Source organism: Actomonas aquatica (assembly GCF_019679435.2).
GTDB classification, from domain to species: Bacteria; Verrucomicrobiota; Verrucomicrobiia; order Opitutales; family Opitutaceae; genus Actomonas; species Actomonas aquatica.
Window position 1 is genome coordinate 474958 of record NZ_CP139781.1, and the last position, 14326, is coordinate 489283.

11 protein-coding genes are annotated in these 14326 nt (G+C 64.7%); 3 read left to right on the forward strand and 8 right to left on the reverse strand.

What is annotated here, in order from left to right:
• Window positions 1-5 precede the first annotated feature (5 nt).
• The 5 genes from K1X11_RS01850 to K1X11_RS01870 all read right to left on the reverse strand — a co-directional run bounded on the left by K1X11_RS01850 (window position 6) and on the right by K1X11_RS01870 (window position 5991).
• A complete protein-coding gene (locus K1X11_RS01850; protein WP_221028835.1) occupies window positions 6-2096 on the reverse strand; it encodes a hypothetical protein in 2091 nt (696 codons plus the stop codon).
• Between the two features lie 251 nt (window positions 2097-2347).
• Window positions 2348-3763, reverse strand: coding sequence for a sensor histidine kinase (locus K1X11_RS01855; RefSeq protein WP_221028834.1), 1416 nt, complete (start codon window positions 3761-3763; stop codon window positions 2348-2350).
• 35 nt (window positions 3764-3798) lie between these two features.
• Entirely contained in the window at window positions 3799-4170 is a 372-nt protein-coding gene (locus K1X11_RS01860) for a four helix bundle protein (RefSeq protein WP_221028833.1), read from the reverse strand.
• A gap of 52 nt (window positions 4171-4222) precedes the next feature.
• The gene (locus K1X11_RS01865) at window positions 4223-5584 is read right to left on the reverse strand and encodes a sigma-54-dependent transcriptional regulator (RefSeq protein WP_221028832.1); all 1362 of its coding nucleotides are present in this window, start codon (window positions 5582-5584) and stop codon (window positions 4223-4225) included.
• An 80-nt stretch (window positions 5585-5664) separates the two neighbouring features.
• Window positions 5665-5991, reverse strand: a complete 327-nt coding sequence (locus tag K1X11_RS01870) for a hypothetical protein (protein ID WP_221028831.1) — start codon at window positions 5989-5991, stop codon at window positions 5665-5667.
• 250 nt (window positions 5992-6241) lie between these two features.
• Here K1X11_RS01870 and glpK point away from each other — a divergent pair, with 250 nt between their 5' ends.
• The 3 genes from glpK to K1X11_RS01885 are packed head-to-tail and all read left to right on the forward strand — an operon-like array spanning window position 6242 to window position 10286.
• Window positions 6242-7750, forward strand: coding sequence for a glycerol kinase GlpK (glpK, locus tag K1X11_RS01875; RefSeq protein WP_221028830.1), 1509 nt, complete (start codon window positions 6242-6244; stop codon window positions 7748-7750).
• Window positions 7751-7791: 41 nt separating this feature from the next.
• Window positions 7792-9363, forward strand: a complete 1572-nt coding sequence (locus K1X11_RS01880) for a glycerol-3-phosphate dehydrogenase/oxidase (protein ID WP_221028829.1) — start codon at window positions 7792-7794, stop codon at window positions 9361-9363.
• A gap of 56 nt (window positions 9364-9419) precedes the next feature.
• Window positions 9420-10286, forward strand: coding sequence for an MBL fold metallo-hydrolase (locus K1X11_RS01885; protein WP_221028828.1), 867 nt, complete (start codon window positions 9420-9422; stop codon window positions 10284-10286).
• 17 nt (window positions 10287-10303) lie between these two features.
• On the opposite strand, the gene K1X11_RS01890 is transcribed toward K1X11_RS01885, so the two are convergent.
• From K1X11_RS01890 to K1X11_RS01900, 3 genes are read right to left on the reverse strand one after another with little or no spacing between them, the layout of a single operon-like run.
• On the reverse strand, window positions 10304-10681 hold the full coding sequence (locus tag K1X11_RS01890) for a response regulator (RefSeq protein WP_221028827.1): 378 nt from the start codon (window positions 10679-10681) through the stop codon (window positions 10304-10306).
• Between the two features lie 36 nt (window positions 10682-10717).
• Window positions 10718-12508, reverse strand: coding sequence for a glutamine--tRNA ligase (glnS, locus tag K1X11_RS01895; RefSeq protein ID WP_221028826.1), 1791 nt, complete (start codon window positions 12506-12508; stop codon window positions 10718-10720).
• A 51-nt stretch (window positions 12509-12559) separates the two neighbouring features.
• Window positions 12560-14299 (reverse strand): putative manganese-dependent inorganic diphosphatase, encoded by a 1740-nt coding sequence (locus K1X11_RS01900; RefSeq protein ID WP_221028825.1) that lies wholly within the window; start codon window positions 14297-14299, stop codon window positions 12560-12562.
• Between the last annotated feature and the right edge of the window lie 27 nt (window positions 14300-14326).

Below are 14326 nucleotides of genomic sequence, written 5' to 3' on the forward strand. Positions count from 1 at the left end.
CCTCCTCAGCGAATGTCGCACATCCAGCGGCCCTTGATCCGTTTGAACCACAGGTAGTTTTCACCGCCGTTGGTGCGTTGGGTCATCACGAGGACCATGTCGGGGTTTTCGACGCGTTGACCGGTGATGGTGCGCGAGGCCTCAAACAAGCGCGCGAGGTCCTCGCGCGGGTAGCGCCAGTTGAGGTAGGCGCGGAAGGTGCCGCTAGGGTCGTCGATGGCGTCGGCTTCGGTGTAGTCGGCGTCCGGGATGTTGTTGCGGAAGTTACGGCAGTAGTTGAGCAGGGTCTCGTCGGTCAGGTGGGCAGCCACCCAGGACCAGTCCTGCGCGGCGACGGCGTCGGCGATGGCGTAGTAGCAATCCTGCGCGGTGGCCGGTTCAGGACGGGGGGCACGGGCTAATGAGGCTGGCGGAGACGAGGGCGGCGGAGAGGCGGTGCGGCCGACGGCCTGGATGGTGCGCAGCACCTCGGCGAAATGTTGCTCGGCCATCGCGTTCTGCGATTCCGGCGCGGTGAAACTGATGGTGCCGACGTAGTCGTTGGGCAGGTCGAGCACGAGGAAGCGGAAGTGCTGGGGCTCGCCCCCGCGGTTGAGGGTGAAGTGCAGTTGATGCGTCTTCATGCCGTTGAGGGTGGTGCTGTGCTGGCTGACCATACTCGCGGCAGAGGAGTTGTTGACCTGGCCCACCAGATCGTCGCGGACGGAGTCGACCGTGTTGCCGGCGTTACGGAACATGGATTGGAGAACCATCACGATTTTGGGGCCGGTGATGTTTGGATCGGCCCACTGCGTTTGGCCCTCGGAACGCTGCGCGAGTTGGAAGGACTTGGGTTTGTTGAACTCGTAGCCGGCGTCGTCCACGACGAGCGCTTCGTAGGCGCCGCTCGGGGGCACCGACGAAATGGCGGTGGGCGGCGGGTCGCCCCAGCCGGTGCCGGTCGCTGCGGATGCGGGGGGCGGTGAACCCCAGCCATTGTTGGCGGAAGCCGTTGAGGGCGATGAGGGTGTGGTGGGCGGTGAGGTGGGTGATCCCCAACCGTCGTTGGCCGGTGGCGTGTGGGAAGGCGTGGCGGAAGTGGTCGGCACGGGAGGGGCTGCAGCCCCGCCGGCGACGCTCAGGATGGCTTGCCGCATGGCGGGACCGGCACTGTCCCGGCCGAGTTCGGCGAAGTAGCCGTATGCGAGCACGAGAGATTGGCCGTCGGTGACGCCGAGGATCATGAGTTCAGCGGCCTGGTCGCCCAGTTTGCCGCCGTAGCGCTTGAAGAGCACATTGGTATTGCCGGTGCGGTTGGGGGAGCGTTCGCGCTCGTGCCAGCCGGGGCCGAAACTCGACTCTACTTGGGTGAGGGTTTGGTCGAGGAAGGCGGGCGCGTCTCCGACTTGGCCGCTCACGTCCAACCAGGTGAGTTCCAGCGCTGCGCCTTTGTCAGGCAGGTTGAAAGCGAGGCCGGGTTGTTGGCAGGCTTGGGCAGGAGTCCAACCGGGGGGCGGCACAAATGAATAACTCGTTTGGCCGATGGGTTGGCGGCCGCCGGAGGACGCGGCGCGGCTTGACGGTGGTGCGGCGGAGTGCGGGGCCTGGAGACTGAGGAGGGCGCGCTCAAACTCCGGCGCGCTGACGGCGGTGTCGATGGAGTGGAGGATGAAGCCTTGGTTGGCGTCGGCGTAAAACACGGCCTGCACGCGAATTTGCATGCCGTCTGCAAAACTCTGGTAGCGGCGGTAGGTGCAGGAACGTCCGGCGACCGTGCGCATGTTTTCGGTCTGCAGATTCAGGCTTCCGAGGGCCTGCTGCATCTGGGCCTCGTAGTCGGCGATGAAGTCGGTCGCGGATCCACCGCCGGGGCGACGGACGACTTGTATGGTGCCGTTGCCATCGGGGCGATCCGCCTGGAGCAAGATATCGGGGGCGCCGGCCGGGCGATGGACGTTGAAGGTGTCGGGGACCTCGAGTTGGTAGCCGGTGTCGGCGATCGAGGCGGTCTTGGCGACGAGCTGCCCGGGCAGGGCGAAAGCGATCAGGCCAAGGGTGAGCAAAAGCGACGACGTCGTCGCGGCGACGTTGAGTCGGGCAAACGGGGGTATGGACATGGCGGGGCTCCTTTCACTGTTCCGATCTCGCGACGCGGGACCGTGCGCCGGAACAGGGTTTGGGAGCGCCTCGAAAGGCCGCCGTCAGGCACGTCGCAAACCTATGGCGAACGCGTAGTGAGGCCAAGCCTCGCGTCTGCGCATATCTTGCCTAAAGACATGCATATGAGGGGAATAGGTCCGAATGGATGGGGCCGCGAGGTGGGTGGCGCCGGCGGGACCGGGTCACCCCGGCGGTTGCCGCCGCCGACTCAGGCCGGTAGACGCAGGACGGCGATGCAGCCTTCGGTGTCCTCGCGGTTCTTGAGGTAGAGTTCGCCTTCGTGGTTTTCGGCGATTTGGCGGCAGAGCACGAGGCCGATGCCTGAGCCGGTGGCCTTGGTGGTGTAGAACGGCACGAAGAGGTTGGTGGCTTTGGAAATGCCGTGGCCGCTGTCGGTCACACGGAACTCGATGAAGCGTTCGGTCTGCTCCCAGGTCACACTCACGGCACCGGCTGGCAGCGGCGGAGGCGGCGGCTTGGCGGCGGCGTCGCCCTCGAAGCCGTCGTCGTCATCATCGGTGTCGGGCTGCTGGTGTTCGAGGGTGGCTTCGACGGCGTTTTTGATGAGGTTGATGAGCACCTGCTCGATTTGCGGACCGTCGCAGGGCACGGTGATGTCGGGGCCGTCGATCACTTCGACGGGCAGGCGCAGCTCGAGCTTCACGACTTGGCGCACGAGCGGTTTCACCTCGCAGGGCGACTTCACCGGTTTGGGCAATTTGGCGAGGCGGGAGTAGGCCTGCATGAAACGGCTGAGGCCCTCGGCGCGTTTGCCGATGATTTCCAGACCGCCGCGCAGATCGTCCTCCCAGTCGTCGGCGCGTTGTTCGCGTTTGAGCATGCTGCCGAGGCTGCCGGCGATGGATTTGATGGGGGCGAGGGAGTTGTTGAGCTCGTGGCCGAGGACGCGCACGAGGCGTTGCCAGGCTTTCAATTCTTCCTCGCGCAGAGCTTCGCTGAGGTCGGCGACGACGACCAGTTCGTGGGGCAGGCCGCCCTCACGGAACTGGGTGCGGCGCATGCCCCAGCGGCCGGTGCCGCCCGGAAATACGGTGTGTTGCAGGACGCCGTTGGGCGGAGCTTCGACGCATTCGCCGAGCCCGATATCGTGGGCCGAGCGGCCGAGAATGCGTTCGGCGGGCGAGGCGAGGAGCTCCTGGCCGGAGCGGTTGACGAGACGCAGGATGCCGTCGCCGTCGAAGGCGAAGATGGCGACGTCGATTTCCTCCATGACGGTGCGCAGGAGTGCGGTGGCCTCCATGGCGCCGAGGCGTTGGGCGCGAAGGATGGAGCCGAGGAAATTGATCTCGGTCATGACGTCGCCCATCGGGTTCTCGCGATTGGCCCCGCGGGCGCGGATGGAGAAGTCGCCCTCGCGCAGCGCCGAGAGCAGGTTGGCCATGGTTTGCAGGGAGCGCACCACGCGGTTCTGCACGGAGAGCGCGAAACCTAGCCACACGCCGAGAATGAGCAGGGTGAGCGTCCACTGCACCTTGGGCTCCTGATCGCCGGCGAGCCACAGGTGATACATGGATACCACCACCGCCGGCGCCCCGCCAAGAAACACGCCGAGCAAGACGTGTTGATCGTGGGTGAAGCGGCTACGTTTGTGGGGGGAGGGCATACTTTGTGAAGCTATCAGTGATCAGCTTTCAGCATTCAGCTGTTGTCGCTAGACGCGGGGCGCAGGCGGCGGAAGAGTGAACCGAGCATGCGTTTGATTTGCCCGACTTCGTCGGCGAGTGACTCATGTGCACCAGCTTCGAGGAAGCCTAGGTCACGGGCGAGGAGTAGGTGGTATTCAGTTTCGCTGGCGGATCCGTGGGAGATCTCAACGTAGCGCGCCAATTCGGCGTCGGAGTGGCGTCCGCAACCTTCGGCGAGATTAGCCGGAATCGACGCCGCGGATCGACGCAACTGAGAGGTGAGACCAAAACGTTCGTCGTTGGGGAAGCACTGGGAGGCCCGGTAGACGGCGAGCACCAAGTCGTGACTACGTCGCCAAACCTCAAGATCCCGATAGTCCTTCAACGTGGTTCCTCAGAGCTGATAGCTGAATACTGATCGCTGAGTGCCGTGGGCCTTACAGCCCATACTTTTCGAGGCGGCGGTAGAAGGCGGAGCGGGAGAGGCCGAGTTCTTCGGCGGCGCGGCGGGCGTTGCCGTCGCAGCGGGCGAGGGTCTTCTTGATGAGGTAGGCTTCCACTTCCTCGATGCTCATGTCCTCGATCTGCGGGGTGGTCTGGCCGGCGTTGAGGCCGAGGTCGGCGGCGCGGATGACTTTTTCCCGCGCCATGAGGCAGCCGCGTTCGACGGCGTGATCGAGTTCGCGCACATTGCCGGGCCAGGAGTAGCTGCGCATGGTGTCGATGGCCGATGTATCGAATCCGCTGATACCCTTGTTGTAGCGTTTGACGTGAGCCTTGAGGAAAAACTGGGCCAGCAACTCGATGTCCTCGCGGCGCTCGCGCAGCGGCGGCAGGTGGAGGTGAATGGTGTTGAGGCGGAAGAGAAGGTCCTGGCGGAACTTGCCTTCGGAGACCTGTTGCTGGAGGTCGGCGTTGGTGGCGGAGATGAGGCGGACGTTGGCGCGGTAGGTGCGGGAGGAGCCGACGCGCTCGAATTCACCGGTCTCGAGCGTGCGCAGGATCTTGGCCTGCTGGGAAAGCGGGATGTTGCCGATTTCGTCCATGAACAGGGTGCCGCCGTCGGCGAGTTCAAAGCGGCCGGCGCGGTCGGCCTTGGCGTCGGTGAAGGCACCGCGCACGTGACCAAAAAGTTCACTCTCGAAGATGCCTTCGGGCAGGCCGCCCATGTTGACCGAGATGAAGGGATCGGCTTGGCGGGAGGACACGGCGTGCAGGGCGCGGGCGACGACGCCTTTACCGGTGCCGTTTTCGCCGGTGATGAGGATGTTGGCATCGGAGGGACCGACGCGGGCGATGACGTCGAGCACCGGGCGCATGGCGACGGACTCGGCGATGAGCGTGGGGCCACCTTCCTTGCCGCGGAGGATTTGGTTTTCCTGCTCGAGGCGGCGGTAGGCGCGAACGGCGCTGCCGAGTTCGACTTGGTTCTTAACGATGGCAATGAGGCGTGGGTTGTCCCACGGCTTGGTCACAAAGTCTTTGGCGCCGCGGCGCATGGCTTCGACGGCAATCTCCACGCTGGCCCAAGCGGTCATGACGACGACAGGCAGGTTGGCGTCGACGTTCTGCAGCTTTTCGAGGAGTTCGAGGCCCTCTTCGCCGGAGGTCGTGTCGCGGGCGTAATTGAGGTCGATGAGGGCGAGGGCGAAGTCGCGGCTTTCGACGGCGCGGAGCACGGCGGCGGGGGACTTCACGGCGTCGATCTGGTAGCCTTCGCCTTTGAGCAGGAGGCGGAGGGCTTCGAGCACATCCGGTTGATCGTCAGCGATAAGGATACGAGGCGCGGCTGAAGGCATGGTGCGATAGTGACCGTGGAGGAGGGAGGCGTGTCAAGCGGTGCGGTGTGCGCTCCGCGGGTTTCGATGAGGGTGGTGGCTCAGGCGCGGGCGACGGCGCGGCGGGTGCGACGATGACGAGCGGTCCAGGAGACCGGGGTTTCGGCGGTGACAGCGCTCGGCTTGGCGGCGGTGAAGACCTCGTCGGCCGGCAGCAGGATGGCTTTGGCGCGACGCGGCTCATAACCGCGGGATGCGGCGGAGTAGTCTTCGCGGAAGGTCGAGACGAGCAGGCCGAAAACAAAGGTAGCGAACGGCACGGCGTAAGGCAGCGGCGAGGAGACGGTGCCGCCGGCGACTTCAAAGGTGGCCGTGGCCACCAAGGCAGCGACGGAGAGGAGAGTGGTGTAGTTGAGCAAGTTTTTCATGATTCAAAAGAAAAGTTGCCCATTCCATTGCACTGCGTGTGCCAAGTTACGTGGAGAGTTGTTAGATGCAGGATAGCAAAGAGATAGGGTTTTGGGGCTATTTCTTGGTAATCTCATTTGCGGAAAGATGAGGCGGGCGCGGGAACCAATATTCCCATTTTCGGAACAGTAGAGGATTGCCACACAGGCTTCACAAAAAAGGGACTGCGCCGCTGCGCGGAATCGGTCCAATATCGGCAACAACCCCACCATGAGTGATCCCCATTTGCTTCTCGCGCTGGACCAGGGCACGACCAGTTCACGCGCCATTGTATTCAATAAATCAGGACAGAAAGTCGCGGTGGCGCAGCGTGAGTTTGCGCAGCACTATCCGCGGCCGGGTTGGGTGGAGCACGATGCGGAGGAGATTTGGGCGACGCAGCTGGCGGTGATGACCGAGGTGCTGGAGTCGCCGGATGTGACGATGAGCGCGGTGGCGGCGATCGGGATCACCAATCAGCGGGAGACGCTGGTGGTATGGGACCGCGCGAGCGGTCGGCCTGTGGCGCCAGCGATCGTGTGGCAGGACCGGCGCACGGCCGATGACTGTGCGCGGTGGCGCGAGGCGGGTCACGAGGAGCAGGTCACGGCGCTCACGGGGCTGCGGTTGGATCCGTATTTTACCGGCTCGAAACTGGCGTGGCTATTGCGAGAGACGCCGGGACTGCGGGAGCGGGCGAAGCGCGGCGAGGTGTTGGCCGGGACAATCGACACCTGGCTGTTGTGGAAACTGACCGACGGCGCGGTGCATGCGACCGATGCGAGCAACGCCTCGCGCACGCTGCTTTGTAACATCGATACGGTGGCGTGGGACGATGCGTTGTTGGCCTTGATGGAGGTGCCTCGGGCGATGTTGCCGGAGATCCGCGATTCGGCGGGCGATTTCGGGCGGGTGGCTGACGGTCTGCCGGGCGCGGGTTTGCCGATCGCCGGCGTGGCCGGAGATCAGCAGGCGGCGTTGTTTGGGCAGGCGTGTTTTGAGCGCGGCATGGCCAAGAACACTTACGGCACGGGCTGTTTCCTGCTGATGCAAACGGGCGCGGAGCGGGTGGCGTCGGCCAACAATCTGTTGACGACGGTAGCGTGGCGCTTGAGGGGCCGTCCGGCGTATGCGCTGGAGGGGTCAGTCTTTGTCGCGGGTGCCGCGGTGCAATGGGCGCGCGATGAGCTCAAGCTGGTGAGCAGTGCGGAGGAGTTGAGCGAGTTGGCGGGCAGCGTGCCGGATGCGGGCGGCTCGATTCTGGTGCCGGCGTTCGCGGGGCTGGGCGCGCCGCATTGGGATCCGTATGCGCGCGGCACTTGGATGGGACTGACGCGTGGCACGGGTCGGGCGCAATTGTGTCGCGCGGTGCTGGAGAGCATTGCGCTGCAGAGCGCCGATCTGATGCAAGCGATGATGCAGGACAGCGGACTGGAGCTGAAGGAGCTGCGGGTGGATGGCGGCGCTTCGCGCAGTGACGTGCTCATGCAGATTCAGGCCGATCTGTTGGGCTGCGAGGTGGTGCGTCCGCAGGAGACGGAAACGACGGCACTGGGCGCGGCATACTTGGCGGGGCTCGGGGTCGGTCTGTGGTCGGACCGGGAAGAGATTGCGGCGCAGTGGGCGCAGGAACGGGTCTTCGTGCGCGAGGGCGAGCGATTCCGCCATGATGCGTTGTGGAAGGATTGGCAGCGGGCGGTAAGGCGGGCCAAGGCCTGGGCGCGGGAGGACGACGCATGAGCGCTGCAAACTCCTCACGGGTTTGGCGGCGGGAAGATGAAATGGCCGCGCTCTCCGCCGGGGATGAATTTGACGTGCTCGTCGTCGGCGGTGGCGCGACGGGGCTGGGCGTGGCGGTGGACGCCGCGAGTCGGGGGCACCGGGTGGCGTTGGTGGAGGCGATCGATTTTGCCAAGGGCACTTCGAGTCGGTCGACCAAGCTCGTGCACGGCGGGGTGCGTTACCTGAAACAGGGCAACGTGGCGCTGGTGTTGGAGGCGTTGCGCGAACGCGGTCGCATGGCGCGCAATGCGCCGCACTTGGTGCGAGATCAGGCCTTCGTCATCCCGGCGTATCGTTGGTGGGAAGGTCCGTTCTACGGCATCGGTATGAAGGTTTACGACGGGCTGGCGGGGCGACTCGGACTGGCACCGTCGCAATGGCTCTCGAAGGAAGAAACGCTGGCACGGATCCCGACGGTGGAGCCGGAGGGTCTCGATGGCGGGGTGGTGTATTACGATGGGCAGTTTGATGACGCACGCATGGCGGTGCACCTCGCGATGACGGCGGTGGATCTCGGGGCGCGGGTGGTGAACTATGCGCGTTGTGTTGGGTTGCTCAAATCGGCCGACGGCCAGGTTATAGGCGCCACGATCCGCGACGAGGAAAGCGGCCGGGAGTTCGCCGTGAAGGCCAAGGCGGTGGTGAACGCGACGGGCGTGTGGGTGGATGAATTGCGGCAGAGCGACGACGCGGCGACGAAGCCGGTGGTCGCGGTGAGTCAGGGCGTGCACTTGGTTTTGCCGCGCCGATTTTTGCCGGGGGATGCGGCGGTGATGGTGCCAAAAACGAGCGACGGGCGCGTGTTGTTTGCGGTGCCGTGGCATGACCGGGTGGTGGTCGGCACGACCGACACGGCGCGGCCGGCGGCGGCGGTGGAACCACGGTCGCTGGCCGAGGAACGGGATTTCCTGCTCGAACACGCCCGGCAGTATCTGGCGGTGGATCCGACGCCGGAGGACGTCTTGAGTGTGTTTGCCGGGTTGCGTCCGCTGGTCAAAGGCGGCGAAGGCGAAAGCACGGCGGCATTATCGCGCGATCACACCGTGATGGTGAGTCCGAGTGGTTTGATCACGGTCACGGGCGGCAAGTGGACGACCTATCGCAAGATGGCGGAAGACGTGACGGATCACGTGGAGATGGTGGGCAATCTTCCGGAACGGGCATGTGTCACGGTCGACCTGCGTATTCACGGAGCGGGCACAGACGACGCGCGGGACAAAACCGTCGTCGATGCTTACGGAACGGACCGGGCGGCGATCGATCAACTGGCGCGCGACATGCCGGGTGGGGCGGAGCTGTTGCACGAGGACCTGCCTTACTCGGAGGCGGAGGTGTGCTGGCAGGTGCGGGCCGAGATGGCGCGCACGGTGGAGGATGTGTTGGCGCGGCGCACTCGCGCGCTGTTGTTGGACGCACGGGCGGCGATCGCGTGCGCGCCGCGCGTCGCTGCGATCCTGGCGGAGGAACTGGGACGCGACGAGGCGTGGATCGCGGCGCAGGTCGAGGGCTTCACGACGTTGGCGCGCGGCTACGTGTTCACCGATCCGGCCAGCCAAGCCGCGGAAGAGTGAACGATAAAGCCGCGCGGAGACTGGTCGGATGGCGAAACGTGGTTACGGTGCGCCGCATGATTACCCGCCCCTGTCTCCGCCTCGGTCTTGTCGTTTGCTCGCTCCTGTTCGCCGTCGCGTTGCCGGCCCAGCAGGATTGGGAGGCGGTGAAGATGAAACTGACGCCGTTACGCGGCGGAGTTTTCATGCTGGAAGGGCGCGGCGGTAACATTGGTGTGATGGTGGCCGACAACGGTGTGCTGATGGTGGACGACCAATTCCTGCCGCTGGCGGGGAAGATAGAGGCCGCGTTGGCCGAGGTGTCGGATGCGCCGCTGCAGTATGTGCTCAATACGCACTACCATGGCGACCACACCGGCTCCAACGAGCACTTCGGGGAGCATGCGACGATTCTGGCGCACGAGAAGGTGCGTGAGCGTTTGGCGGCGGCGGAGGGCAAACCGGCGGCGGCGCTGCCGGTAATTACCTTTGATCACGGGGCTTCGGTGCACTTTGGCGGTGAACACATCTCGCTGCTGCATCACGGGCCGGGGCACACCGATGGGGACAGCGTGGTGCGCTTCGAGCACGCCAATGTGGTGCACATGGGCGACCTGTTTTTCAGCGGTCGGTTTCCGTATGTGGACCTGAACAGCGGCGGTTCGATCGACGGTTATTTGGCTGCGGTGGAGGCGGTCGCGGCGGAGGTCGATGAGGAGACGTTGATCATCCCGGGGCACGGTCCATTGTCGGACAAGGCGGCGTTGATCCGCTACCGGGATATGATTCGCGAAACGGTCACGCTTGCCCGCGAGGAGTTTGCCCAGGGCCGCAACATCGGTGACATCCTGCGCAGTGGCGTGATGGAGCCCTGGGCCGAGTGGGGCACGGGCTGGATCACGACCGAGCGTTGGCTGCAGACGATCTACGACGACGCTCAGTAACGAGCGAGAGTTGCGGCCTAGACGCTTTCGCCGAGGATCTGGCGAATGGTCGCGAGCAGCACGGACGGCGGGCAGGGCTTGGCCAGGGTCGCCTTGGCTCCGGCGGAGCGGGCAAGCTGCAGGTAGTCCACGGCACCCACATGACCGCCGCCGGAGATGGCGATGACGGGAAGGTCCGGCGCGATCGAGCGTAGCTCGAGGATGGTTTCCACGCCTTCCTTGTCGGGCATGAGCACGTCGGTCACCAGCAGGTCGATGTCGTCATTCTCCCGGATGAGCCGCACGGCTTCGTCGCCGTTGGTGGCGGTGAGGACGTTATAACCGTTTTCGTTGAGGAAGAGCCGCTGGAATTCCAGCAGCTCATCGTTGTCGTCGGCGATCAGGATGCGCGGCATCGCGGCGGTGTATCCGAATTATGGGGACGTGGAGGGTTATTTCGACCAGGTGTCGCGGAGGGTGATGGTGCGGTTGAACACCGGCTTGCCCTCGGCGCTGTCCTTCGGGTCGACCGCGAAGTAGCCCATGCGCTCGAACTGGAAACACTCGCCGGCTTGGGCGGCGGCGAGGGCGGGTTCGAGTTTGGCTTCGACGGTGACGAGTGACTCGGGGTTTAGGACCGTCGTGAAGTCCTCCTCGGCGCCGGGTTCGGCGACGGTGAAGAGGCGATCGTAGAGACGGACAGTGGCGTCGATGGCGTCATCGGCGCTGACCCAGTGCACGGTGCCCTTGACCTTGCGGTCGGCGTTGGGTTCGCCGCGGCGAGTGGAGAGGTCGGCGGTGCAGTGCACCTCAACGACGTTGCCGTCGGCGTCCTTCACCACATCGGCGTAATCAATGATGCAGCCGTATTTGAGGCGGATGGAGCCACCGGGCTTGAGGCGGCGGAACTTGGGCGGCGGCACTTCGGCGAAGTCATCGGCCTCGATGTAAACCTCGCGCGTGAGTTGGAGCGTGCGGCTACCGAGGGCGTCGTTCTGCGGGTGGTTGCCGGCCTCGCAGGCGTAGGACTCGCCGGGGGCGATGTTGGTGAGCACGACCTTGAGCGGGTTGAGCACGGCGAGGCGACGCTCGGCGTTGGTGTTGAGCTCATCGCGGATCGCGCCTTCGAAGACGGCGGCTTCGGTGACGCTTTCGAACTTGGTGATACCGATGCGGTAGGCGAAGTTGCGCACGGCGGCGGCGGGCACGCCGCGACGGCGCAGACCGGCGAGCGTGGGCATGCGCGGATCATCCCAACCGGCGACGTGCTTCTCCTGCACGAGGCGCATGAGGCGGCGCTTGCTGAAGAGGGTGTAGGCGAGGTTGAGCTTCGCGAACTCGTATTGGTGCGGGACGTGGCGCGGGAGTTCGAGGGCCTCGAGGATCCAGTCGTAGAGCGGACGGTGGACGACGAACTCCAGGGTGCAGATGGAGTGGGTGATACCCTCGAGGTAATCGCTCAGGCAGTGGGCGAAGTCGTAGAGTGGATACACGCACCAACCGGCGCCGGCGTGGTGATGCTCGACGTGGCGAATGCGGTAGAGCAGCGGGTCGCGCAGCCAGACGTTGGGCGAGGCCATGTCGATCTTGGCGCGGAGGGTGCGGGCGCTGTCGGGGAACTCGCCGGCGCGCATGCGGCGGAAGAGGTCGAGGTTTTCCTCGATCGAGCGGTTGCGGTAGGGGCTCTCGCGGCCGGGCTCGGTGGGCGGACCACGGTAGGCGTCGGTCTCCTCCGGCGTGAGGTCGCAGACGAAGGCTTTGCCCTTGAGGATGAGCTGCTCGGCATAGGTGTAGAGTTGCTCAAAGTAGTCGCTGGCGAAGAACGGCTCGATGTCGGTCGGAGCGCTGTCGGCGGCGGCGGGTTCGGCGAGGAAGTCGGGTTTGCCGTCGATGTCGCGCGGGGTGGGTTTGGCGCCCTTGGGCTTTTCGCCGAGCACCTGATCGGCCCAATCGCCGATGAGCCAACGCACGTCGGTGGTAATGGAATCGACGTATTCAACTTCCTCCTTGGTGGGATTGGTGTCGTCGAAGCGCAGATTGCAGCGGCCGTTGTTTTCGAGGGCGATGCCGAAGTTGAGGCAGATGGACTTGGCGTGACCGAGGTGCAGGTAGCCGTTGGGCTCCGGCGGGAAACGGGTCACGATTTGGGGCGTGCGGCCGGCCTCGATGTCGGCGGCGACGATGTCGCGAATGAAATCGGTGGGAGTCGTAGGTGCCGGAGTGTCGGCAGAGGTTTCGCTCATGGCTGTGGACAGAAAAAGGATCGGAAAGTCGTTTTCGGCGACGCGCGCGGATCAGTTGGTGGCGGGTTCGAAGGGCGCTTCGGTTTCGCCGCGGGCGGTCGGCATGGCGCCGTCGGCCTGCATCTCCTTGAGGATGCTGCCGAGGTAGGGAATGAGTTGTTTCTTGCGGCTGACGATGCCGGGCATGTCGAAGATCTCGTCCTTCTCGACGTGGGGGTGATTGATGCGCGCGATGAAATCGGGATCGCCTTTCACCAAGAGGAGCGAGTTCTGCGTGTTGATGTCGGTGACGAGCAGGCAGGAGAAAACGAGTTTCTCTTCGCGGCAGAGCGCTTCGAGGGCATCGGCCAAGGGACGATGGTGGTCCCAGAAGTTGCCGAAGCCGAGTTCCTCCACCTGCGACACCGAGAAGCGCACGCCGTCCTCTTCGTAGATCTTGTAGTCGGAGCGGATGACGTCTTCGGGTTTGGACGACAGGATCACGGAACCGGAGGCGAAGATCTCGTCGGCGAGTTGCTGGGAGTTTACCCCGGCGACCTGGGAGAGCCATTCGAGGAGCTCGGCGTCCTTTTGGGTCGAAGTCGGGCTGTGGAGGTGAAGGGTGTCGGAGATGATGCCGCTCATCATGATGCCGGCGATCTCGGGTGAAGGCTCGAGGTTGGCGCGACGGTAGAGATCGGCGATGATCGAACAGGTGGAGCCGATGGGCTCGTTGATGAAGAAGATGGGGCGGGCGGTGTTGAGGGAACCAAGGCGGTGATGGTCGATGATCTCCTCGATCTCGACCTGGTCGGCGCCGGGGACGGCTTGGGTCATCTCGTTGTGGTCAACGAGGATGAGGCGACGCTTCACGGGGCGCAGCATGTCGGTCTTGGTGAGAATGCCGGCGAGGCGTCCGTCGTCGTTGAGGACCATGAAGGCCTGGGCGTTGGAGGCGGCCATCTTCTTGCGCAGGTCGCTCAGGCGCGTGTCGGGTGAGAGCGACGAGAACTTGGACTGGACGAGGGGCGCGATGCTGGACGCGGTGCGGATCGACCAGGACGTGGTGGCGGTGTCGTGCGGGCTCACGATGATGGCCACGCCGGCTTCGCGGGCTTGGGTGACCACCTCATCTTCGACGGGCAGGTTGCCGGTGATGATGATGGCGCGAACGCCGTTTTGGATGGAGCGTTGTTGGATGTCCCAGCGGTCGCCGACGATGACGAGAGAGCGGTCGGCGGGGATGTTTTCGTCCTTGGAGACTTTCCAGAAGGAACGCACGTCCATCGCGCCGATGCGGATGAAGAGTTCCTCGCTGTCTTCCATGCGCACGTCGTTGAGGACGCGGGCATTCAGGGTGGTGGCGATGTGGTCGAGGCTGGTGATGACCTTGCGCATCTCGCGCGGGGCGCTGATCTTCGGCACGAAGAAGCCGCCGAGGTCGAAGATGGAGAGCTGACCGCGCACGTAGCGTTCGTCGGTGATGACCGGCAGGACGCGCACATCGTAGCGGTCGACCAGCTCGAGGGCCTGGGCGCAGGTGCCGTTGACGTTCACGGACACCACGTCCTCGATCATGACGTCGCGCACGCGGGGGGTGACGTCGGTAATGTAGGTGGGGGCGGGTTGGTTGAAGCGCTTGAGGATGGTGTCGATGCGGGCGTTGGTATTGCCGCAACGGGCGGGCACGTAGCCGGTGTGACCTTGAGCTTTTTTGAGGGCAGCGTAGGCGATGGCGGAGCAGACGGCGTCCGCGTCAGGGTTGCGGTGGCCTACGATGTAAGTTTGGGGCGCGTTGGGAGCTGCGGTCATGTAGTTGTTTTAGCGGGGGATAGTGGC